34 protein-coding genes are annotated in these 23820 nt (G+C 22.9%); 29 read left to right on the top strand and 5 right to left on the bottom strand.

Annotated elements, in window-relative coordinates:
- The first annotated feature begins 11 nt into the window (after positions 1 to 11).
- Positions 12 to 944: an ATP-binding protein gene (locus AACL03_RS05480; protein WP_338957786.1), complete on the top strand. Its 933-nt coding sequence runs from the start codon at positions 12 to 14 to the stop codon at positions 942 to 944.
- A gap of 84 nt (positions 945 to 1028) precedes the next feature.
- On the opposite strand, the gene AACL03_RS05475 is transcribed toward AACL03_RS05480, so the two are convergent.
- A complete protein-coding gene (locus AACL03_RS05475; RefSeq protein ID WP_339038665.1) occupies positions 1029 to 1979 on the bottom strand; it encodes an IS30 family transposase in 951 nt (316 codons plus the stop codon).
- A 229-nt stretch (positions 1980 to 2208) separates the two neighbouring features.
- Between AACL03_RS05475 and gap the strand changes: the two genes are divergently transcribed.
- From gap to AACL03_RS05440, 7 genes are all read left to right on the top strand, one after another.
- The gene (gap, locus tag AACL03_RS05470; protein WP_339039763.1) at positions 2209 to 3216 is read left to right on the top strand and encodes a type I glyceraldehyde-3-phosphate dehydrogenase; all 1008 of its coding nucleotides are present in this window, start codon (positions 2209 to 2211) and stop codon (positions 3214 to 3216) included.
- A 126-nt stretch (positions 3217 to 3342) separates the two neighbouring features.
- Complete coding sequence (locus tag AACL03_RS05465) at positions 3343 to 4533, top strand: phosphoglycerate kinase (RefSeq protein ID WP_339039761.1); 1191 nt, start codon at positions 3343 to 3345, stop codon at positions 4531 to 4533.
- A gap of 357 nt (positions 4534 to 4890) precedes the next feature.
- Entirely contained in the window at positions 4891 to 5841 is a 951-nt protein-coding gene (locus AACL03_RS05460) for an IS30 family transposase (RefSeq protein ID WP_339038813.1), read from the top strand.
- A gap of 308 nt (positions 5842 to 6149) precedes the next feature.
- Positions 6150 to 7034 (top strand): hypothetical protein, encoded by an 885-nt coding sequence (locus AACL03_RS05455; RefSeq protein WP_339039759.1) that lies wholly within the window; start codon positions 6150 to 6152, stop codon positions 7032 to 7034.
- Between the two features lie 161 nt (positions 7035 to 7195).
- Entirely contained in the window at positions 7196 to 7459 is a 264-nt protein-coding gene (locus tag AACL03_RS05450; protein WP_338957800.1) for a hypothetical protein, read from the top strand.
- Positions 7460 to 7966: 507 nt separating this feature from the next.
- Positions 7967 to 8098 (top strand): hypothetical protein, encoded by a 132-nt coding sequence (locus tag AACL03_RS05445; protein ID WP_339039756.1) that lies wholly within the window; start codon positions 7967 to 7969, stop codon positions 8096 to 8098.
- Between the two features lie 12 nt (positions 8099 to 8110).
- On the top strand, positions 8111 to 8302 hold the full coding sequence (locus tag AACL03_RS05440) for a hypothetical protein (RefSeq protein ID WP_339039754.1): 192 nt from the start codon (positions 8111 to 8113) through the stop codon (positions 8300 to 8302).
- On the opposite strand, the gene AACL03_RS05435 is transcribed toward AACL03_RS05440, so the two are convergent.
- Complete coding sequence (locus tag AACL03_RS05435; protein WP_339038665.1) at positions 8299 to 9249, bottom strand: IS30 family transposase; 951 nt, start codon at positions 9247 to 9249, stop codon at positions 8299 to 8301. The two genes, AACL03_RS05440 and AACL03_RS05435, sit on opposite strands and share 4 nt — an antisense overlap.
- 40 nt (positions 9250 to 9289) lie before the next feature.
- On the opposite strand from AACL03_RS05435, the gene AACL03_RS05430 reads away from it, so the two are divergent.
- From AACL03_RS05430 to AACL03_RS05330, 21 genes are all read left to right on the top strand, one after another.
- Positions 9290 to 9712 carry a hypothetical protein gene (locus tag AACL03_RS05430; RefSeq protein ID WP_339039753.1) on the top strand — a complete coding sequence of 141 codons (423 nt, stop codon included), beginning with the start codon at positions 9290 to 9292 and terminating at the stop codon, positions 9710 to 9712.
- Between the two features lie 134 nt (positions 9713 to 9846).
- The gene (locus AACL03_RS05425) at positions 9847 to 10011 is read left to right on the top strand and encodes a hypothetical protein (protein WP_338957566.1); all 165 of its coding nucleotides are present in this window, start codon (positions 9847 to 9849) and stop codon (positions 10009 to 10011) included.
- Positions 10012 to 10013: 2 nt separating this feature from the next.
- On the top strand, positions 10014 to 10466 hold the full coding sequence (locus tag AACL03_RS05420) for a hypothetical protein (RefSeq protein WP_339039751.1): 453 nt from the start codon (positions 10014 to 10016) through the stop codon (positions 10464 to 10466).
- Positions 10420 to 10638 carry a hypothetical protein gene (locus AACL03_RS05415; RefSeq protein ID WP_339039749.1) on the top strand — a complete coding sequence of 73 codons (219 nt, stop codon included), beginning with the start codon at positions 10420 to 10422 and terminating at the stop codon, positions 10636 to 10638. The genes AACL03_RS05420 and AACL03_RS05415 overlap by 47 nt, the downstream gene beginning before the upstream one ends.
- A 3-nt stretch (positions 10639 to 10641) precedes the next feature.
- The gene (locus AACL03_RS05410) at positions 10642 to 10803 is read left to right on the top strand and encodes a hypothetical protein (RefSeq protein ID WP_338957563.1); all 162 of its coding nucleotides are present in this window, start codon (positions 10642 to 10644) and stop codon (positions 10801 to 10803) included.
- Positions 10803 to 11027, top strand: a complete 225-nt coding sequence (locus AACL03_RS05405; RefSeq protein WP_338957562.1) for a hypothetical protein — start codon at positions 10803 to 10805, stop codon at positions 11025 to 11027. Before AACL03_RS05410 ends, AACL03_RS05405 begins: the two co-directional genes overlap by 1 nt.
- Positions 11027 to 11170 (top strand): hypothetical protein, encoded by a 144-nt coding sequence (locus AACL03_RS05400; RefSeq protein WP_338957559.1) that lies wholly within the window; start codon positions 11027 to 11029, stop codon positions 11168 to 11170. The genes AACL03_RS05405 and AACL03_RS05400 overlap by 1 nt, the downstream gene beginning before the upstream one ends.
- The gene (locus AACL03_RS05395) at positions 11163 to 11438 is read left to right on the top strand and encodes a hypothetical protein (protein WP_339039747.1); all 276 of its coding nucleotides are present in this window, start codon (positions 11163 to 11165) and stop codon (positions 11436 to 11438) included. Before AACL03_RS05400 ends, AACL03_RS05395 begins: the two co-directional genes overlap by 8 nt.
- A gap of 48 nt (positions 11439 to 11486) precedes the next feature.
- Positions 11487 to 12176 (top strand): hypothetical protein, encoded by a 690-nt coding sequence (locus AACL03_RS05390; protein ID WP_339039745.1) that lies wholly within the window; start codon positions 11487 to 11489, stop codon positions 12174 to 12176.
- Between the two features lie 15 nt (positions 12177 to 12191).
- Entirely contained in the window at positions 12192 to 12350 is a 159-nt protein-coding gene (locus AACL03_RS05385) for a hypothetical protein (RefSeq protein WP_338957552.1), read from the top strand.
- 34 nt (positions 12351 to 12384) lie between these two features.
- A complete protein-coding gene (locus tag AACL03_RS05380; protein ID WP_338957816.1) occupies positions 12385 to 12576 on the top strand; it encodes a hypothetical protein in 192 nt (63 codons plus the stop codon).
- A gap of 16 nt (positions 12577 to 12592) precedes the next feature.
- Entirely contained in the window at positions 12593 to 12823 is a 231-nt protein-coding gene (locus AACL03_RS05375) for a hypothetical protein (protein ID WP_339039743.1), read from the top strand.
- A 72-nt stretch (positions 12824 to 12895) separates the two neighbouring features.
- Entirely contained in the window at positions 12896 to 13846 is a 951-nt protein-coding gene (locus AACL03_RS05370) for an IS30 family transposase (RefSeq protein ID WP_339038665.1), read from the top strand.
- On the top strand, positions 13847 to 14053 hold the full coding sequence (locus tag AACL03_RS05365; RefSeq protein WP_339039741.1) for a hypothetical protein: 207 nt from the start codon (positions 13847 to 13849) through the stop codon (positions 14051 to 14053).
- Positions 14054 to 14071: 18 nt separating this feature from the next.
- Positions 14072 to 15256, top strand: a complete 1185-nt coding sequence (locus tag AACL03_RS05360) for a hypothetical protein (RefSeq protein WP_339039739.1) — start codon at positions 14072 to 14074, stop codon at positions 15254 to 15256.
- Positions 15257 to 15267: 11 nt separating this feature from the next.
- Positions 15268 to 16902 (top strand): hypothetical protein, encoded by a 1635-nt coding sequence (locus AACL03_RS05355; RefSeq protein WP_339039738.1) that lies wholly within the window; start codon positions 15268 to 15270, stop codon positions 16900 to 16902.
- Between the two features lie 3 nt (positions 16903 to 16905).
- Positions 16906 to 18003, top strand: a complete 1098-nt coding sequence (locus AACL03_RS05350) for a hypothetical protein (RefSeq protein WP_339039736.1) — start codon at positions 16906 to 16908, stop codon at positions 18001 to 18003.
- 342 nt (positions 18004 to 18345) lie between these two features.
- Positions 18346 to 18798 (top strand): hypothetical protein, encoded by a 453-nt coding sequence (locus AACL03_RS05345; protein WP_339039734.1) that lies wholly within the window; start codon positions 18346 to 18348, stop codon positions 18796 to 18798.
- 4 nt (positions 18799 to 18802) lie between these two features.
- Entirely contained in the window at positions 18803 to 18925 is a 123-nt protein-coding gene (locus AACL03_RS05340; protein ID WP_338957828.1) for a hypothetical protein, read from the top strand.
- Between the two features lie 13 nt (positions 18926 to 18938).
- Positions 18939 to 20177 (top strand): hypothetical protein, encoded by a 1239-nt coding sequence (locus AACL03_RS05335; protein ID WP_338958832.1) that lies wholly within the window; start codon positions 18939 to 18941, stop codon positions 20175 to 20177.
- Positions 20128 to 22158: a hypothetical protein gene (locus AACL03_RS05330; protein ID WP_339039731.1), complete on the top strand. Its 2031-nt coding sequence runs from the start codon at positions 20128 to 20130 to the stop codon at positions 22156 to 22158. Before AACL03_RS05335 ends, AACL03_RS05330 begins: the two co-directional genes overlap by 50 nt.
- Here the strand turns inward: AACL03_RS05330 and AACL03_RS05325 are convergent.
- The 3 genes from AACL03_RS05325 to AACL03_RS05315 form a co-directional block, all read right to left on the bottom strand.
- Positions 22155 to 22349 (bottom strand): hypothetical protein, encoded by a 195-nt coding sequence (locus AACL03_RS05325; RefSeq protein ID WP_338957845.1) that lies wholly within the window; start codon positions 22347 to 22349, stop codon positions 22155 to 22157. The genes AACL03_RS05330 and AACL03_RS05325 overlap by 4 nt on opposite strands.
- Positions 22310 to 22444: a hypothetical protein gene (locus tag AACL03_RS05320; RefSeq protein ID WP_338957848.1), complete on the bottom strand. Its 135-nt coding sequence runs from the start codon at positions 22442 to 22444 to the stop codon at positions 22310 to 22312. The genes AACL03_RS05325 and AACL03_RS05320 overlap by 40 nt, the downstream gene beginning before the upstream one ends.
- A 150-nt stretch (positions 22445 to 22594) precedes the next feature.
- Entirely contained in the window at positions 22595 to 23794 is a 1200-nt protein-coding gene (locus AACL03_RS05315; protein ID WP_339039729.1) for a hypothetical protein, read from the bottom strand.
- Positions 23795 to 23820 lie beyond the last annotated feature (26 nt).

Here is a 23820-nt window from a genome sequence, read left to right as displayed (position 1 = left end):
AAATGATTATCATGAAACTTAAAGCGACAACTATCTTAAAAGAAAACATTAACAATGCTGAACTTCATGACTTTATTAAAAAAAACAACTTAACTAACAGCAAACTAGAACCATATGTTGATTTATTAAAAACTTATATTGATAGCTACAATTTATGTAAAAAACGAGAGAATCTTAGCAAATGTCTACAAAATGTTAAAGGATATCGTTATAAACTAGTAATGTTACCTAATCAAAAAATAAGTTTAGTACTAACGGATTGTCTTCATTCTATTAATAGATCTGTCCAACAACAAGTACATAATAATTTTTTAATTAAATACTATGATGATAAACTTTTATCACTTTCATGAAGTAAAAATTTTAATGCCTCAACTAATGCAAGAAAAGAAATCATCCAGTATTTACATCAATCTTTAAAACACAAAAGTTATCAAGGTTTATACTTATATGGTGACACAGGTAGTGGCAAAACTTTTATTTTTATCTTATTTGCAAATAAATTAATTCAAAAAAATCAAACTGTTTGTTTTATTGTATGACCTGAATTTGTTATGGACATTAAAAAAAGTTTTAAAAATGATACTGATACTAATCAGCAAATTGAACAATTAAAATCATGTGACTTATTATTTATTGATGATTTAGGCGGTGAAACTGTTAGCGCTTGAGAGCGTGATGAATTATTATTTAGTATTCTTAATGCACGAATTTTACCATTAAAAACTACATTTATTAATTCTAACTATAGTATTAGTGAACTATATCAACATTATTATTTAAAAAATAGTAAATCAGAAGAAATTAAAGTTAAACGTTTATTAGAACGTATTCAAACTTTAACTATACCAATTGAATTAACTATTGAAGAATCACAAACTACCATTGAAAATAATAATAATATTGACAATATTAATAATGAAATAGAATATATACCAATATAAATTTCATAAAAAAATAAAATAATGAAAACTATAATTTAAAATAAAGGAAATAATTTACTAGCTAAATTGTAAAGGTAAGTGCAACTAAATTATTTTTCTATCCAAATATTCGATTGGTGAAAGATAATTTAGTATTTTTCTCGGTTTTTGATTTAAAGACAATATAAATTTATGAACTTCATTTTTATTAGTTTTTGAAAAAATAAATTTTTTAGGAAATTTTTCTCTAATTAAACCATTAGTATTTTCATTAGTACCTCTTTGTCAAGGTGAATATGGATTGGCAAAATAAATTTTTACATCTAAATTTTTTTCAAGTTGTTGTCAATTTGAAAATTCTTTGCCACGATCAAAAGTAATAGTTTTAACAATGTTTTTAGGAAGAATTGATAAATAATAACTGACATTTTTATTAATAACTTTAGTAGTTCTGTTTTTAACTAATATTGCTAAAGTAAATCGTGATACTCTTTCAACTAAAGTTATTAAACATGATTTGCTTTTACCTCGTGATGATACTATAGTATCTCCTTCTCAATGACCAAGTGTTATACGATCATTAACATTTATATCTCGTTCTTTAATTGATTTACCATTAAACTTGCCACGATTTTCTTTAGATTTTCGTTTTTTACCTTTTCTTCTTAAATTTTTACTAGTAACTTTATCAAGCATTCCAAAATAAATTCAAGTATAAATTGTTTTAAAACTAATAACTCATTCTTTATGAAAATTTTTAATTCTGCCATAAATTTGTTCAGGTGATCAACCTAATAGTAATTTTTGTTGTACATATTTTACTAAATTCTTATTTTTAAACTTATGAAAACTAATATGTGATTGTTTTCGATTTTCAGCTTTATTTTGTGCAATTAATGAAAAATAATGATTATTATCTTTATTTCTATTAATTTCTCGAATAATAGTACTAATACTTCGATTAAGATTTTTAGCTATTTCACTAATTTTAAATTTAAATTTCAATTGATTCTCAATATAAATTCTTTCATCTATGCCAAGATGTTTATAACTCATATAAAAACTCCTTACTTTTTTCTAAACTAAATTTAGCATTATGAAATTTTTATATGAGAATTTTTTGCAATTTTATTTACTTGCACTTACAAGTATAACTCAGCACTAATAAAATAAATGTTTTATAAATAAATCCATATTTTATGACAAATATTAACAATATTTGTTTATAATATACCTAGTCATTAATCAATATAAAAAACAAACACATAAAAGGAGTGACTTAATAATGGCAATTAAAATTGCAATTAATGGATTTGGGCGCATTGGCCGCCTTGCCTTTCGTCAATTATTTGACAAAAAAGAAATTGATATTGTTGCTATCAATGATTTAGGAAATGTAGAAGCTCTAGCATATCTATTACAATATGATTCAGCACATAGAACTTGAAAACATGGAAAAATCAAAGCAGACAAATCAAAAAATACTATTAATGTTGATGGTAAAATAATTAAAGTTTGTCAAGAAAAAGACCCAAAAGTATTACCATGAAAAGCCAATGATGTTGATATCGTAATTGAAGCAACTGGACGTTTTACAACAAAAGAATTAGCACAAGCACATATTGATGCTGGAGCTAAAAAAGTTGTGATTTCAGCACCCGCTAAAGGAGACTTAAAAACTATTGTTTATAATGTTAACCATGATATTCTAAAAAGTACTGATAATATTATTTCTGGTGCTTCATGTACTACTAATTGTCTTGCTCCTGTTGTTCATGCTCTAGAATCAGAATTTGGAATTATTAAGGGATGAATGACAACAGTTCATGCTGCAACTAATGACCAACGTTTACTAGACTTAGAACATTCAGATTTTAGAAGAGGACGTAGTGCTATGTCTAATATTGTTCCTGCAGCTACAGGTGCTGCTGCAGCTATTGGTTTAGTTATCCCTTCTGTTAAAGGAAAACTAGATGGTTCAGCAATGCGTGTTCCAATTATTACTGGTTCAATTGTTGATTTAACAATTGAATTAAAGAAAAATGTTACTGTTGAACAAGTTAATGCAGCAATGAAAAAACATAGTAGCGAATCATTTGCTTATAATGAAGATCCAATTGTTTCAACTGATATTATTGGTTCAAGTTTTGGTTCAATTTTTGATGCAACATTAACAAAAGTTATTGAAGTTGAAGGCAAACAAATTGTTAAAGTTTTTGCTTGATATGATAATGAAATGTCATATGTATCGCAATTAGTAAGAACAGTAATACACTTAGCAAAGCTAAAATAATTTTTAAATAGTTTAATTAAAATATTAAACTACAAAAATGCATCTTACCAATTACAAGATGCATTTTTATTAATAGCTTTAAAAATATATTAAAATTATAATATGAAAAAAGGAGATGAAAATTATATGAATAAAAAAACATTAAAGGATCTTGATTTTAAAAATAAAAAAGTTATTGTTCGTTTTGACTTCAATGTACCATTAGAAAATGGTAAAATTACCGATGATACAAGAATAAAAGCAAGCATCGAAACTATTAAGTATTTACAAAATCAAGATGCAAAAATAATCATGTTATCACATCTTGGAAGAATTAAATCTGAAGCTGATAAAGAGAATAATACTTTAGCGCCCGTTGCAAAAAGACTAAGTGAAATCTTAAAAGAAAATGTAATATTCATTAATGAAACTCGTGGTACAAATCTTGAAACAGCTATTAATAATCTTAAAAACAAAGAATTACTTTTAATAGAAAATACTCGTTTTGAAGATTTAAATGGTAATAAAGAATCTACTAATAATCCCGAATTAGGTAAATATTGAGCACATTTAGGTGATGTATTTGTTAATGATGCTTTTGGTACTGCACACCGTGCTCATGCATCTAACGTTGGTATTGCTACTAATATCAAAAATAGTTGTGTTGGTTTATTAATTGAAAAAGAATTAACAATGCTTAATAAAATCACCGTTAATCCAGAACATCCTTTTATAGCAGTACTTGGTGGTGCTAAAGTATCAGATAAAATTGATGTTATCAAACAATTATTAACAAAAGCTGATAAAGTTCTTGTTGGTGGCGGTATGGCTTATACTTTTATGAAAGCATTGAATTATAAAATTGGTGATTCATTATTAGAAAAAGATAAAATTGATATTGCTAAAGAAATTATTGAATTAGGAAAAGGAAAATTAATACTACCTATTGACTTTGTAATTGCTCCGGAATTTAAAGATATCAAAGGTAAAATTACTAATAATGAAAACATTGATGATGGATATGAAGGAATGGATATTGGTCCAAAAACAATTAAATTATTTGAAAATACTTTAATTAATGCTAAAACTGTTTTTTGAAATGGACCATTAGGAGTTTTTGAAATGAGTAACTTTGTTAATGGAACAAAAAATATTTGTAAAACTATTTCACAATTAAAAGGTGCATTTACACTAATTGGTGGTGGTGATAGTGCAGCAGCAGCAGTTAAATTTGGATATGAAAATAAATTTAGCCATATTTCAACTGGTGGAGGTGCTTCATTAGAATATCTAGAAGGTAAGGATTTACCTGGTATTAATGCTATAGAAAATAAATAGTGAAAATATATGATTACTCAAGATCAAACAACAAGTGTTTTTATTCTTATTAGTTTATTTTTAATTACGATGGTTTTAATATTTCAATTATTCCAATTTATTTTTTGATTAATTATTATTTTAAAAACTAAAAAAATGATACTAAATTAAAACCTAGCTATCAACAAGCATTATCCAATGAAAATATTAATTGTCAAATAGTTAAAAGTAAATTTACTTTTAAATATCTTAACTATAATTTTAAAAAAAATATGCTGAATTATACTTGTAAGTGCAAGTAAATAAAATTGCAAAAAATTCTCATATAAAAATTTCATAATGCTAAATTTAGTTTAGAAAAAAGTAAGGAGTTTTTATATGAGTTATAAACATCTTGGCATAGATGAAAGGATTTATATTGAGAATCAATTGAAATTTAAATTTAAAATTATTGAAATAGCTAAAAATCTTAATCGAAGTATTAGTACTATTATTCGAGAAATTAATAGAAATAAAGATAATAATCATTATTTTTCATTAATTGCACAAAATAAAGCTGAAAATCGAAAACAATCACATATTAGTTTTCATAAGTTTAAAAATAAGAATTTAGTAAAATATGTACAACAAAAATTACTATTAGGTTGATCACCTGAACAAATTTATGGCAGAATTAAAAATTTTCATAAAGAATGAGTTATTAGTTTTAAAACAATTTATACTTGAATTTATTTTGGAATGCTTGATAAAGTTACTAGTAAAAATTTAAGAAGAAAAGGTAAAAAACGAAAATCTAAAGAAAATCGTGGCAAGTTTAATGGTAAATCAATTAAAGAACGAGATATAAATGTTAATGATCGTATAACACTTGGTCATTGAGAAGGAGATACTATAGTATCATCACGAGGTAAAAGCAAATCATGTTTAATAACTTTAGTTGAAAGAGTATCACGATTTACTTTAGCAATATTAGTTAAAAACAGAACTACTAAAGTTATTAATAAAAATGTCAGTTATTATTTATCAATTCTTCCTAAAAACATTGTTAAAACTATTACTTTTGATCGTGGCAAAGAATTTTCAAATTGACAACAACTTGAAAAAAATTTAGATGTAAAAATTTATTTTGCCAATCCATATTCACCTTGACAAAGAGGTACTAATGAAAATACTAATGGTTTAATTAGAGAAAAATTTCCTAAAAAATTTATTTTTTCAAAAACTAATAAAAATGAAGTTCATAAATTTATATTGTCTTTAAATCAAAAACCGAGAAAAATACTAAATTATCTTTCACCAATCGAATATTTGGATAGAAAAATAATTTAGTTGCACTTACCTTTACAATTTAGCAAATTTAAACTTAATTTTTATTAATAAATGATTATTAAATAAATTTCTATTATCTAAAATACAAACCAAAAATAAACCTAGTAATTATAGCGATAAAACTATAATATACATTTAAATTTCATTTACAAAAGTATAGTAATCTTGCTTTAAATTATATACCATGTTTATTATTATCAAAGCATTATAAAAGCAAATATCCTAAGAAAAATAAAAAAATGTTAAAATAAATACATAATTTTAGATATATTTTTATTAATAATTATTATTTTGAAAGGGGTGTTAAAATGAAATATTTTAATCCAAGTTTTTTATTTAAATTATGAATATTAATTATTCCATTATTTCATAATGAAAAACAAAAAGTACAATCTATGCCAATAAAATCATTAACTAACCCAACAACCTTACAAGAATCATTAACCAATTTACAAGAACTACCAATTAATTTAAAACAAGCCGAAATTTTTAATCATAAACATCGTCATAAAAAACATAAAAAAAGAAATATTAATAGTAACTTAAAAAATTCAACATTTTTTAATGGTACATGTACAAATGAAGGAACTACTTTCGTAAAATTAATTAAAGAAGACTTTTACTGTGGTGTTGAAGAGCCTTGAACTAATAATAAAGGTGTTGCAATATTACCTTATGTTTTAAAAGATAATGAATATTATTATTTACTAGTTAAAGAAAATAATCCGTTATTTAAAAATAAACAAATTAGTGAATATAGCACTATTACTGGGGGAGTAGAAAAAAAAGATCTTAACACCACAGTAGTAAATGAAATGAAAGAAGAAGCTAATATTGATGTTAATAATACAAAAGCAAAAATTTATTATTTGGGTAAACATTATTCAAACAAAATAAGTACCAAAGAATGACATTTGTATGGAATTGATTTAACAAATATGAATTTAGATTTAAATAAGCCCTACAAAGGTGGTGGAGATGGTTCTATTGCTGAAAAAACAATTACTGCCAAATTTGTAAATAAAACTATTTTAGGCATGTGCAATGATGTTTTAAGTTTAGCTATTTATGGAAAATTAAATTTAGATAAAAAAATCGAATCAAATTTAAATATTGATAAAATTAATTCAATGGAATTAGGAGATTTTTCAAATCAATCTTTAACAAGTATAAATAACAACTCTTCATTATAAAAATAAGTTATTTATATTATTGATAGATATCAACTAAAAACTCATTTGTTGACTATGAACCAAAACTTAACTGCAATAAGAAACAAAGTTTCTATTATCTATTAGTAGTTATGATACGAAGCATATTTTTAATAAAATAAATTGAAAGGGAAAAAAAGATAATGTTAAAAAAATTATTTATGGAAATTAAACAAAGAAAAACTAAGAAAAAAATAAATAAAATAAAAGAAAATTTAGTTTTTATTGAAAGAATAAATTTACTTATAGAAAAAATTGAAAATTTTAAAATTAAGTTTATCGAAATTACAATATATGCACAAGATATAGACTTAACTTCTTACTATCTCTCACAACATAATCTTGAAAATAACTCTAATAAATTTATTGGGAGCGTACCGATGTTGTCGGTAACTAAAAAGTTTTAAAAATAGCTCCTTTCTTTTTTAAACCCTTAAATTAAAAATAAATGATAAAAGATGAGAATAAAATTCTTGTCTTTTTTTGTAATTGTAAAATTTTAAAATTTTTAATAACCGTCTTTAGCACTATTATCAACACGTGTTAGGGAACTAAAAAAGTGAACTACAACACAGTTGTTAAAAATAGTAGCTAGCATGTGGACTTGCATGGATAAATAAAAAGTGGAGTGATACCTAATAAAATATACTAACCAGAAATGGTAATCCTTGGGGTGGGAGCGGATTGGAAACTAGTATATATAGACCCGGAGTGGGGACCAACTATTATTATTTATTTAACCAACCTTGCCACTACCAAGTGAGCAAGTGTTGGTTTTATTTTTTATTTTTTTTAAAAAATTTTTGGGCGAGAAAATAAATTTCAAACTTGTAAAAAAAATTGAGCGGGACCGGTTCAATTAAAATATTAATTTGCTAAACGCAAATTAAATAAATATTGAATCGAATGCCTCAATGTTTTTTAAAATTTCACAATTTATTTTTGAGCCCAGAATTTCTGGAATGAATAAAACGAATAGTGGGATTATTAATAATCTAAAAATCAAAATATATGTTCTTTATGCTAGAAGCAACAGAACATATTAGGAAAGGATTATTATGCAAATAGAATTTAAAAAAGAACAAATTGTAAAAGATAAACCACAATCTATTCTTATTGATTATGGTGAATATAAATTACAATGTCCAAAATGAATGGTTAAAAATAATACTTTTATTGCTGATGATAAATATACATATTGAGTTTTTAATTTAGAAAATATGCTAAATTGTAAAGGTAAGTGCAACTAAATTATTTTTCTATCCAAATATTCGATTGGTGAAAGATAATTTAGTATTTTTCTCGGTTTTTGATTTAAAGACAATATAAATTTATGAACTTCATTTTTATTAGTTTTTGAAAAAATAAATTTTTTAGGAAATTTTTCTCTAATTAAACCATTAGTATTTTCATTAGTACCTCTTTGTCAAGGTGAATATGGATTGGCAAAATAAATTTTTACATCTAAATTTTTTTCAAGTTGTTGTCAATTTGAAAATTCTTTGCCACGATCAAAAGTAATAGTTTTAACAATGTTTTTAGGAAGAATTGATAAATAATAACTGACATTTTTATTAATAACTTTAGTAGTTCTGTTTTTAACTAATATTGCTAAAGTAAATCGTGATACTCTTTCAACTAAAGTTATTAAACATGATTTGCTTTTACCTCGTGATGATACTATAGTATCTCCTTCTCAATGACCAAGTGTTATACGATCATTAACATTTATATCTCGTTCTTTAATTGATTTACCATTAAACTTGCCACGATTTTCTTTAGATTTTCGTTTTTTACCTTTTCTTCTTAAATTTTTACTAGTAACTTTATCAAGCATTCCAAAATAAATTCAAGTATAAATTGTTTTAAAACTAATAACTCATTCTTTATGAAAATTTTTAATTCTGCCATAAATTTGTTCAGGTGATCAACCTAATAGTAATTTTTGTTGTACATATTTTACTAAATTCTTATTTTTAAACTTATGAAAACTAATATGTGATTGTTTTCGATTTTCAGCTTTATTTTGTGCAATTAATGAAAAATAATGATTATTATCTTTATTTCTATTAATTTCTCGAATAATAGTACTAATACTTCGATTAAGATTTTTAGCTATTTCACTAATTTTAAATTTAAATTTCAATTGATTCTCAATATAAATTCTTTCATCTATGCCAAGATGTTTATAACTCATATAAAAACTCCTTACTTTTTTCTAAACTAAATTTAGCATTATGAAATTTTTATATGAGAATTTTTTGCAATTTTATTTACTTGCACTTACAAGTATAACTCAGCATATTAAAAGAGAATTAAGTGGTAATGAATTAATAAAATTATTAGAACCATATATTAAAGACCAAAAAATAACTGTTAATAAAGCAACTGCTCCAAAAGAATATTATCTTAATGATGTAAAACTTGAACAATTAACATTTTATGAACAGCATAATAGTTGATTTATTGGTGAAATAACAGATAACAAAACTAAAATTACTAATCCTTGTTTTAAATATAACATTACGTGAGAAGAAAACAGAAAAGGTTTTAAAATAAATAATCCATATAAACATGATGATTTACCAACTAATTATATAATTACTTCCTATAAAGAAATTTCAACTCATAATGAAAAAGTATTTTTGTTGAACATGTAAACAAAATAAATTAGATTATTTATTCTTTAATACTAATGATATAAAAACAAAAAAATATTTTTTAAGAGATAAAAATGGTAAAGCAATTTGTTATGACTGTATTTTAAATATTAGGTTAAGTAGGAGGTATAAATATGAATAAAGAAAAAATACTTGAATATCTTAAAGATGAATGAGAATGAAATAAAGAAATGAGAGACGATGAAAAAGTAACTAAACTTTGAAAAAGTTGTTTTAATGGAAGATTAAATCTTATATCTCAATTAAATCAAAAAATTAAAAATGGTGAATTTGATTAATAATGCAATATGACTTAATTATTGGGATTGACCCCGCTGGTATTGGTAATAATGGAATTGTTATATATTCAAATGAAACTAATAATATTGTTTTTAATGAAACATTTAATACATTAACTGTTTTATGAACTAAAAATATGTATAAAGAAAAATTTATTGATAAAAAAATATTAGTTATTGTAGAAAATTTCTTTTTAAGTTCAAAACAATTATTAACTAATCCATTAGCAACACCTAAAATTATTGGTGCATTAATGGTATTAGTAGAAGATATTATGAACTGAGATTATTTAGAAAATCATCCTAAAAATAAAACTAAAATAGAAAATTATAAAGGAAATATAAAATTTACAAAACATGAACAAGATGCTTATAAGCATATTCAATATTATTTAAGGAATTATAAAAATGAAAGAGAAAGCAAATTATGTCAAATTAACAGTAAAACTAAGTAACACTATTGAAGCAAAATATTACGAAAAAGGTAATAAAGAATTATATTATAGTGTTCGTGGTCAATGAAATGGTTTAAACTATGTTACTTTAATTTTTAATACTTTAAACATTCCTAAAAATCGTGTATTTTGTTCAATTAATGTTAAATGATTTAAAAAATGAAAAGAGTAAAAAATGATATGATGAGAAATTTTATTAATAGCACCAATATTAATAACAAGTATAACACTAATAATATTTTTAATATTTATTATTAAAGAATTAAAAAATGAATATAAAGTATTAAAAATATTAAGTGAAATTGCTAATCAAATTGAAAATAAGGAGAATAAATAATGAAATGTTTTCTTTGCATGCATGGAGAAATATATTCTCCAAAAACCTTGTATAAAATAAAAAAATTGAAAAAAATAATTTACCAAGATAGAGATATTGATAGTGAAGATTTTAAGAAAAGATATGAATATCTTTTAAAAAAATTAGGTGATGGTGATAATCAAATTATTTGAATAAATTTATTAATAAAGCAAGAAAGAAATAATAGAAAGGAGAATAAATAATGAATAAAGAAAAATTACTTAAATATATGAAAGATATAATTAAATGAACTAAAAAAATTAATTATACAAACTCTGATTTGGACAAAAATATTTTAAATTTATTAATTGAAAAAATAGAAAAAGGTGAATTTGATAATGATTAAATTAAAAGATTTATTTGGTCAAGATAAAATAGAAATATTTTCACCAAATCCCAAAGATTTAACAGATAGTAATGATATAAAAGCAATTATTTTATGAAAATATCCTAATGTTATTGCTGAATATTTAGTTGTTTCTCAACCACATGCAAATACTGCTATTTTAGTTGGTGATAACGTTCACTATACAGGTTGAGTTGAAGTGTTTATTAAACCAAAAAATGAAGGAGTAAATGAAAATGCCAAATGACACGAATGTACAATCAAATAACTATACTTTATTAAAATAATAAGAATTGGAATAAGTCCATTATCAGCAATGATTGGTACAAGTGCTTATTATGGTCAAATTATTGGTAATCCAGTATTAGGAAGTATTAATGCTTTATTATTTAGTAAAAAGTTAGGAATTGATATATGAAATTTAAATCAAATGCCAAGTACTAAAAAGAAAATATTAAATTCAAGTAAAAAAATATTATTAGGTTTAGGAACTATTGGTTTAATTAATTATGCAAAATTTACAAAAATCAATCCTAATCCTGAACCACCACCTTGATTAACAACTACTACCACAGAAACACCACCATGACCATTATTATTAACTAATGATAATAAACAACAAATGGATTGAGATACATATATTAGTTTAAGTACTTATGGTATATCAAATCTAATTGGTGGGTTAAGTGAATTAATACCTAATAGATTTGAAGTAATAAGAAAAATATGTAATATGGCAACTAGTGGATGTCTAATTTCAAGTGGTGTAGCTATGGGTATAAATAATGATTTTAATAATGCTTATGCAGTACCAACAATAGTTGCTGGTGCAAGTGAAATTATACATAATTTATTACCTATGGAAACTACAAATCATAATCAAGAAATGCAAGAAACATCATTTACAAATGAAACAAGAAGATTAATTAATAGTGATGCTATTAGTAATAATAGTGGAAGTAGTGATGTTTTATATGAAAGACCAACTACATATGATAGTTTATAAAGGAGATGATAACTAATGAATAAAGAAAAATTGATTGAATATTATAACAATGAAATTCAGACATATAAAGAAAGAATGGAACAATTAAATAAAGAAATATCTTTATTGGTAACTATTATAAGTAATTCAAAATCAATGATTGAAAGAATTAATAATGGTCAATTTGACGAATAATTAAAAATAAATAATTGAAAGGAAATAATTGAAAATGAAAGAATTTTTACATGAATTAATTATTATTGGAACAAGTGTAGGAACATTAATTTGTAGAGAATTAATTGTTTGATTTAAAAGATTTATTACAACTCCAAAACATATTAGAAGAAATAATAAAGTGATGAAACATCAAAAAAAATTAGCAAAACTTAATGAAAAAATTAATGGAAAAGAAAATAAATAATAAAGGTGTGATTTAAATGTTAGAAAATGAAACTAATGTTGAACAAAATACTGAACCTTTAACTGAAAATAATAATTTACAACAAGAGCAAGAAATTAAGATTGTTGAATTAGAAAATAAGTTAAATAAACTTAATCAAGAAATTAAAGAAAAAGAAATAATTAATATATTTAAAAAATATCAAGTTAAAAAAGAATTTTATGAATTTTTAAAATGCTGAGTTATACTTGTAAGTGCAAGTAAATAAAATTGCAAAAAATTCTCATATAAAAATTTCATAATGCTAAATTTAGTTTAGAAAAAAGTAAGGAGTTTTTATATGAGTTATAAACATCTTGGCATAGATGAAAGAATTTATATTGAGAATCAATTGAAATTTAAATTTAAAATTAGTGAAATAGCTAAAAATCTTAATCGAAGTATTAGTACTATTATTCGAGAAATTAATAGAAATAAAGATAATAATCATTATTTTTCATTAATTGCACAAAATAAAGCTGAAAATCGAAAACAATCACATATTAGTTTTCATAAGTTTAAAAATAAGAATTTAGTAAAATATGTACAACAAAAATTACTATTAGGTTGATCACCTGAACAAATTTATGGCAGAATTAAAAATTTTCATAAAGAATGAGTTATTAGTTTTAAAACAATTTATACTTGAATTTATTTTGGAATGCTTGATAAAGTTACTAGTAAAAATTTAAGAAGAAAAGGTAAAAAACGAAAATCTAAAGAAAATCGTGGCAAGTTTAATGGTAAATCAATTAAAGAACGAGATATAAATGTTAATGATCGTATAACACTTGGTCATTGAGAAGGAGATACTATAGTATCATCACGAGGTAAAAGCAAATCATGTTTAATAACTTTAGTTGAAAGAGTATCACGATTTACTTTAGCAATATTAGTTAAAAACAGAACTACTAAAGTTATTAATAAAAATGTCAGTTATTATTTATCAATTCTTCCTAAAAACATTGTTAAAACTATTACTTTTGATCGTGGCAAAGAATTTTCAAATTGACAACAACTTGAAAAAAATTTAGATGTAAAAATTTATTTTGCCAATCCATATTCACCTTGACAAAGAGGTACTAATGAAAATACTAATGGTTTAATTAGAGAAAAATTTCCTAAAAAATTTATTTTTTCAAAAACTAATAAAAATGAAGTTCATAAATTTATATTGTCTTTAAATCAAAAACCGAGAAAAATACTAAATTATCTTTCACCAATCGAATATTTGGATAGAAAAATAATTTAGTTGCACTTACCTTTACAATTTAGCAAATTTAAAACAAGTAATATAGAAAATTCAAAAATTGAAGAAACTATTAAAAAAATGATTAAAGAACAACCACTATTTAAAGAACCAATTAATACAGGTGGTAAACAAGAAACAATATTAACAAATCAAGAAACTTCAATAAAAAGTAGTTTATTAGATTATAAAAAGAAAAATAATTTATAAAAGAAAGGAAAATTTAAAATGCCAAATCCAGTGCCATTTAAACAAAATTTAGATAATACTACAAAATTAGTAGAAACACCTGAATTTATAGAATTTTATAAACAATCAAATAGTCCATGAGCAAGTTTTTTTCCAATTGAAATGGTTAATTCTACAAAAATTGAATTTATAGTTAAAAAACCAAAAGACCCAACATTCAAAATACTTCATTGAAATGATAAAAGTAAAGGATTAGAAGTTGGTTATGTTGATACTGATAAAATTATTAAAGAAATTACAAAAGAAGCTAGTACAGGAGAAATGATTGGTGAAGTTGATTTATTTGCAGATAATGGGCAAAATTTACTAGAAAGTATGCAATATGAAGTTGCTAATGATTTAGCAGATTATTTAGCAAATAATGATACAAATACAATTCCTAAATCTGCCAAAAAAGTAATCATTACTGATACAACACCAGTAGGATATTTAAAATCAATGTTATCAGCATGAAATACTTTATTTCAATTAAGAAATAGTAATAATTGTAAATTTTTTATAACAAATAGTCTTTATGATACTTTAGTTTATTTAGCAGATAATAAAGGTTTAATTACTGATAATCAACTAGCACAACAATTAAGATTAAATGGAACAAATTTATATATTAAAGGTGTATTATGTCAAATTGTTATGGATGATTATATGACATTTAAAAATACTGAAAATAAAAATCAAATTATGAATTTTGTTTTAGCAACACCAAAAGCAATGAAAAGATATATGTTACAACAAACTAGTATATATGTTGAAGATATTAAAGATGGTAAAGTTCCAAAAAGATATTTAGTTGGTGGACAAGTAACAGGAGAATCTATTCCTTATATGTCAAACTCAGAAACAGAATCAAGATGAATGTTATGTGGTATTGTTAATAAAAAATATTTAAGTGAAGAAATTACAACATTAACAACTAATATTACTGCTGATACTACTAAAAAGAATAAATTATTAGATACAACAATTAAAAATACAACTGAACTAAATAATTTAAATCCAAATTTAACAACTCCAATTATTAATTATTTTAGTGATGCCCAAGGTCAAGTTGATGTAAGTAATCAAAACCAAAAAGCAGGAGATTTATATGTAGTAATCACTACTAATGACACTGATAAAAATTATCAAGGTTCAACAAATCCTATAAAAATAACTCTTAAATAAGGATAATTATTATGCCAATTGGTACAACTAGTACAGCAATACTTTTAAACATAAATAAACCAAAACATACTAGAACAAGTCAACAACAAGAACATAAAAGTTGATGATGAGAAATTTTAGAAATGATTGGTGTACAAGTAATAGCAGTAGCACTTGCTAGTATTAGTGCTGTTGGTGTAGAGTTTTTAACTGATTTTACTATTAATCAAGTTTATGATTATTTAAAAGGAAATGTTACACCATTAAATGCTTTTTTTAATATATTACCTGCATTTGCTGGACTTAATAGAATTAGTCGTGGTTATCGTACAACTAAATTTATTAGTTTAGCAGAAAAAACTAAAACATTAGAACAAATTGGTATTAAAAAAGCAAAAAATTTACAAGAAATCATTAGTCAAGTAAGTGAAAAACAATTTTTAACAGATAAAATTATTGGAAATAAACGTTATTTATTTAATTATAACCATGCTCCAAATCGCGAAACAATAATACAAAATTTAGGTTTTGTTGCTGAAAGACAATATAAAAATAATTTTGCAAAATTAGAAGTACAAGAATTAAAAAATTATTTATTATTACAAAATGAATTAATAAAGTTAAGTCCACAGTTAACTCCTAAATTTAAAATTAAAGATATTGATAAAGCAAACAATTTTTTACAAAAATATAATACTGATTTAAAAGAAGTATTAAAAATGAACCAACATGACTGATTAAATTTAGTTCATACAATACATGCAGAAAATAGATATGGAAAATCTTTAATTTTAGATTTACAAAAAATTCGTGCTAATGCAATTAAATTTAATTTTAAAAATAGTTCAATTCATAAATTAGTATTAAAAGCAAATCAAACTTTTAAATATTTTGATATTAAATTTTATTTTAAAAAAGGTTTAAATAAATTTTGAAAAGATACTTCATATTTTGAAAAAATAAGAATAAATATTTATAAATTACAAGAGAAATTCGAAAAATTAGAAAAACAAGCATTTGAAAAAATTAATAAATTAAAAGAAAAAACAATTGATGTATTTACAAGTGCTGAAAAGAAAGCAATTAAACACGCACAATTAATTCCATTAAATTCACCAGTATTTATGGCTTGTAAAATTCAACCTTTATCATTAGATAAATGTGGAATTACTATTTATCATCGTAATCCTAAATATAAACCAATTGTAGTTATTGATAGTATTATCAAAGCAGAAACTTTTGTTATTCAAATACATCCATTTCATTGATATAGATGATATAGCGGTTGATATATTGGATATGGAGTTAGTCAAAATAAATGATTAAAAAGTATTGCTTTTGCTCCACCAGTTGTACAACAAATGATTAAAGATAGTTTTAAAATTTATAGGCAAATATTAAGGACAATTAGAACTTATCATAAAGTAGTTAATGTTATTAATAATCCTATTGATAATGTCAATAAATCATTTAAAAGGGTGGGTTTAAAATTCTCAGTTAATACTGTATTTGGTACTGGATTGTTAAGACATTTAGAAAAATTTGCATATAATCAAGTTGTAAAAAAAGGAAAGAAAAAATTACAAAAAGAAATTATACATATATCACATAGAAAAACTAAATCAAAAACCAAACGTTATAAAAAAGCATTTTTTAAGGAATGATAAAATATGATTAATAAACTTTGAACTGGTGTCAGTTTAGAAAATTATAATAACTGATATCCATTAACTGGAACAATTACAGAAACACCACGACAATATATAAATACATGACCAAATGTTGATGATTGATTTAAAACATTTGCTATTCGTGCTCAAAATGATATTAATGCTTATCTTGATTTTATTTTATCTAAATTTCCTTTTGATAGTTTTAAAGATGAATTAATTAAAGAAACTTTAAGAGATATGGTTTATGTTATGGTTGAACATTGAGTATTTAATCGTACACCAATTGAATTTAATGTTGATGCTACTATTCAATTTAATAATGGTAATCAATTTAGTGCAAGTAGTACTCCTACGATTAATATTTGAGATTTAGCACCTAGTAGAATGAAAATATGAGCAAGATTAACAGAATTAAAACAAATATTTTCAAATTATAATAATGATGAAATAGATGTTGAAAAAATTGACTTAAAAGCATTTTATACTAGAAACCAAGTTAATGAATTAATTCAAGAACAAAAAGAATTTACATTATCAAAGCAAATAAAATTATATGATGATACCATTAATGGTAATAAAAATGAAACATATAGGGGACCAGTTACAAATTTAATAAATAAAGGTTATGTTGCAACAGAATATGATCCAAAAACTGAAACTATGATTTTAGATTGACCTAATGAAATTGGAACATTACCACCTGATGTTTTACAAAACAATCCACAAATTGGTGATTATACACATGCACCAACTTGTGATTTTTCTGCTAAACAACAAAAACGAATTACTACAAATGAAAATGAAATTACCAAATTAAATAGTGAATTAATTAAAACAAACGAAAATATTAATGATGTTAAAAATAATTGATTTAATATTGAAACTAGTCCCTTATGAAAAAAAGTTGAAAATAATAATATAGAAATATTTAAATGATATTTTATTAAAATCAGTTATCAATATTCAACAGAAAATAACTTTATGAAATTTTATAAAGTAATTAAAATTTATTTAAATAATGTTTTTAACGAATTTGAATTGTTAAATGTTGATTCCATGACTTATGGAGAACAAATACAAAATAAAAATATTTAAAATATTGGAACTATTTACTATAACAATAAAAAGAAACAATTTAGTGGTGGTGGTAATTCTTATCCTGAACTTGGAAAAATTAATTTAATTGGTGATATAGAAGAAATATATCAATATCAAGGAATAGATACACCAACTGAATTTATAGCAGAAGAAAATACTGAACATGATTATTATACAAAACTAGAAACAAATCAATTATTAGATAAAAAACAAGATAAGTTAATTGCTGGTGAAAATATTAAAATTGATGAAAATAATAAAATTAGTGCTACTTGCGGGAAAACTGATTTAACTGATTATTATAAAAAAGAAGAAGTAGATAAAAAATTAGACAATAAAATGGATAAAGACCAATTCAAATATGCTTTTTCTATAAATACTATTGGTACTGAAATTCCTAATTTAGAAACTACTGATAAAACTGTTGCTGGTGCTATTAATGAAATTATCAAAAAACAACCACAACCACAACCAATTCCTCCAAGTAGTTCAATTTGAAAAGAAGTAGGAATAAGAGAAAAAAATAAATGAGATAATTGACAAATTACTTATGATTTTATAGTTAATAAAAGATATAAAGTTTATTATTCTTGAAATATATATAATAATGTTTTTGCAATTAAAGAATTTATTATAACTAATACAAAAATAGCAGGTGTACCAATAGAAGTTTTTAACAATAATACTAATGTCTTAGTTTTATCAGTACAACACTCAAAATTTATTACTATTTATTCTTTAAAAGGTAGCGATAAAGGTAATACATGAAAATTAGAAGAATTACAGGAATAAAATTATGATTTGAAAAATTATAAAAATTATTTTAAGTTTAATTGGAGTTTTATTATCTTCTGCTGTTGCTGGTTTAATTATATTTATTATAGTAAAAATTGTCTTAAAAATTAATCAAATATTTTAGAAAGGAGAAAAAAATGAAACCTTTTTGACCAAGAAAAGATAAAACAAATATTAATAATAATGAAGAAAAATCTAAATTAATTTTTTTAGAAAATAAAAGTACACACACTTCTATTTTAAGTTATTTTGGTTTTAATGATTTTAATCATGAGACTTATTTTACTGATTTTGTTGCTGAAAATAATGCTAATTTATATAATGCTCCATTGGATATTAATAATGAAACTATTAAACAATATTTAATTAAACAAGAATTTTATAGAAAGAATTGAAATTCTATTTTTAAATTAAGCAAATTAGGAATTAGTGGTTATTTAATTTATATTGCTAATGATGATTTATATTTTCAAGTAGTAGATATACAGCAAAGAATTTATGATATTACTGGTAAATTAATTCAATGTACTATTTTTTATGATAGTTATCAACAAAATGCACAAACAGTAAGATTATTTGAAGTTTATAAATTAAATAATGAACAAGTAACTATTAATCGTGCAATTTATAGTATTAGTGATAATAAAAAACAATTTCCTTTACCTTTTAAACAATATAGTAATAATCCTAATTTACAACAAGAACAAACATTAAATATCAATTATATTCCAATAGCAATTATGAGAAATAAAGCAAATGAGTTAGCAGATTGTAATAAAGTAATGGATAAAATTAAAGCATTAGATGTTATTTATGAACAAATTGTTTTAGATACTATTTTAAACTCACCAAAATTTATTTTTGACCAAACTTATGGTAATGCTAAATCTACAATGGATGAAGCCGTAAGAATATTAGTTACTAACAATTATATTTGAAAAACTACTGGTGATAATAATGAAAAAAGTGAAAATATCAATATGACAAGTAGTAATTTTAAAGGTAAAAATTTAACTGATATATACGATTGAAATGTTAATGAAATATTTAAACGTTGTGGTATTCATATACCAAGTCAAAAAAAATCTGCACAACAATCAGTTCCCGAAAGTACAGCAGTAAATATTTCAACTATTAATTATATTGAACAAAAATTATGACAATTTAATATTGATATTCTTAAATTTATTCAAATATTAGTACGTTTAGATAAAGATTTATTAAATAGTAAAACATTTAATATTAATGATGAACAAGAAATTAATAACTTAACAGTTAAATTAAAATTATTTAATCCCGAAAATAACCAATTAATAGGAGAAAACAATGGAAAACAACAACAAAGCACAAACGAAGTTTCCACAGAAACAAACTAAACTTAATCAAACAGAAGTAGAAAATGATTATTTAATTGATAATATTCCTTATGATTTTACAAATATGATGGGTGCTACTAGTGACCCTGATATTAATAGAGCATATGATGAATTTAAAAAAAGAACAATTTATATTTATGAAATTGAACGTTTATTTAAAAATAATGAAAATAATAGTTTAAAATTTTCAGCAAATACTATTAAAATAGGTTTTATTGATATTGATAAAGTATTAACAACTACTGCTGTTGAAACATCTGATTTTACTATGCAATTAAATCAAAGAGCAAGTACTAATATTAATGATAATACTATTGAATATAGTATGACTGATATTAAAAACTTAATATTCCAAGAAATAAATTTATTAAATCAATTTAAATTATATGCTGTATCTATTAATGAACCTTTAACTGAAAATAATATTGATAATTTATATATCATTAATAATTATTCACAACCTTATCAAAATCCAAAAACAAGAAGTACTAAAAGTATTACTATTATTAAAATTAAAGATTTTAAAACAAGATATGGTTATCCAATCATTATTAAATTACAAAAACCATTAGATAAAGACACAAAAGTAATTGGTTTAAAAATTAAATCACCCAGAAGCATGATTTTTGGCAATATAAAGGTACTTGGTGAAGTTGATAATATGGAAGTATACCCAAAGTTATTTGTCAAAGATAAGATAGCATTTCCGCTATTATCAATGCCTATTGAAACTCAACCAAAAGTTAGAATATTACAACAATGATTTAGTGAACAAATTTTACCTTGAAAATTAGCAAAACAATTTATAGGGCAAGAAAAATCAGTTTTAGATTTAATTGCTATTGGTGGTGGTAGAGAAACAAGAAAAGAAATTATTAATAATGCCAGAGTAACTAATGCTTGATTAGGTTATTTTATAAGTTCTCATGATTTTGGACAATGACCATTAAAAGAAAAACGAGAACTGAAAGATAAAGAAGTATGAAAAATTCATGATGCATTAGGTACAACATATACAAGTATTGCTACAAATGATGAATTTAAAGATGTTGAATTAGAAATAAAAGATAAACCACCAGTTGATAGTTTACAAAAAGTATTATTAGATATGCTAACTTATACATATAATTATAATAGAAACTTTGATGGTGCTATATATGAAAATGGAAATCCTAAAAATAAAATAGCAGAATTAAGACAAAAATTTGAAGGACAAAAACCCGATGATGTTATTACTAATTTATTCAAACAATGAAAATTAGATTATCCAAATTATATTAACTTAGAGCAAGTAAAAATATTTAAACAATTAATAATTATGTTATCACATAATATTTATTCAAATATGTCAATTAATAAAGGTTTAAATGATGATAATAAAATTTTATTACCATATTATTTCGAATTAAAATCAAATCCTATACATACAAATAGTGGTGAAGTTTGAAATTTTAAAGATGCAAAAGTAACATTAAAATCTGCATATTTTGATTTTATAGATATCAATAATATTAAATTAAAAAATATTGATATTAGTCAAAATGAATTATTTAAATTAGATGATAATCAATTTAATTGATTATCTATTACAAATGAATTAGAAACTAATAATATACCGTCACTAATCCCAGCAGATTGAACATTAGGTAATGGTGAATATGGAAAATATTTTACAAGAGTAGTTATTGATAAAAGTAAAATTGAAAATTCTTTAAATTTATATGGTTCAAATAAATTTCAGTTATTTTCAAAATTAGAATTTTATAAAGAAATTTCACAAATTGATAATAATAATAACGAATTTGAATTGCAAATTGAAAATCCGATTAATAACTTAAATCGAATTGAAATTAGTGGAATATTTGGTGCTGGTAATTATGATTTAATTTTAATTACTGATAAACAAGAAATAAACTTACAAAATATTAATTTATTTGATAAATATAATAAAAATATTTCTTATATAAATCTAGAAATTTAATTACTAAAATATCCAGTAGTATAATTTCCATCTCATTTTACGTCTTCTTTATTAGTAGGTTTTCATGCAAAATATAATTCTGTTTTATTGGGGCTTATTGCTTTATTTCATCATATAATACTTGTTCCATATATTGCTTTTCCATCTGGTGTTAAATAATATTTAAGTTTAGTATTTTCATGGGTAAGCACCCCCCCATGATTAATCCTATTGTTCCGGTTGTAGCACCAGTTAGTGCTAATGCTAATGTTATTTTACTTAAATTTGTTTTTATTCATGTTTTCATATTAAATTACTCCTTTTTTCCTTGATTTTACTTATAAATTATACTATTTTTGATTATTTTTACAAGTATGCTTTTAAAAGCAAAATAACGCCTAAATTAAAGGTTTTTATTTTTTGATACCTATACTATTAATTGAATTGTATTTGTTTATTATATAGCAAATGTGAAGATACTTTTTTTCACAGTAGCATTATTTTTACCCCTAATTACATTTTTATATGGATACAGTGAATAAAACAAAGCATCATATGGGTCTTGATACATATTTTTGTCAGGAATATTAGTTTTTGTTTCATCATAACGTAATTCTTCTAAACATTGAGTTGTTTTTGGTAAATCATCTTTATTTGCATAAAAATTTCCATAACTCATAATATTTCTCATTCAAACCACTCTATTAGTTAATCCTGCTTCTTGATTTAAATTTGAAGCATGTTTAATAGCAGTTTGTGTTATTAGAATAGTATTATGTTCATCGATTAATTTTTGATTTAATCAATCAATGGCAGTTCGTGCTTTATCATCATAAAAATAAATTGCTTGTTCAAAATTTTCAAAATTATCCATTAATCCTAAAATTTCATTAACATAAGCATTAATTTTTTCATTTTCATTTATAAAGTCATTTGGTGTAACTACTAATTCACAAATAATATAAGCATCATAATAACCAGTATTATTATATTCTTTAAAACCAACTACCATAAATACAGTATGGTCTTTTGGTCCCGTAGCTCAATCAATACCAACACTATAAAAATCAAATTTATACATTTCTTTTTCTTGATTATAAAATTGTTTTAAATCATATGATTGTCAATATTTTACTGTTTTTTGAAATGGGAAAATTGTTGCATCGCTATCTAAAAATTCAAAACCATAATAAACAGTATTATATTCATCTGGATTACTTTTTTCCATTTCTAATAATGTTCTTTGTTGAATGTCAGGTAATTTATTTCAAAATGGTTGAATAGTAAATCTTAAAACAAATAAACCTAAACCACTAAACATATCTTTATTTTCATAATAAACTTTACCAACTTTTTTAAGATTTTTCATGACTTCATCATTTAATGGTAAAAATGGTGTACAGTATTTTAAATAAAATGGATGATATTTATCATAAGGATTACATGTAAAAGTAATGAAAAAACTTTTATAAAAATAACGAGTAATCTTTTGTCCAAAGGTAGAACTATATATATTTTTATCAATAAATGTTCAACTTCACTCTTTAATAGGTTTATTTGATACTTTAATACGATTATTTCTAAACATAGAGTTTTGTAAACGTTCATATCGATATGTTAATTGTTTTTCAGTTAATGTTTCTTTTTCTTCTGCCATAATAATTTCATCTGTTCTTGAACCTA

It is taken from the genome of Spiroplasma endosymbiont of Andrena trimmerana (assembly GCF_964019575.1).
GTDB lineage: Bacteria > Bacillota_I > Bacilli_A > Mycoplasmatales > VBWQ01 > Spiroplasma_E.
The sequence above is the reverse complement of the archived record's forward strand: the minus strand, read 5'-3'. Positions and strand labels throughout refer to the sequence as shown.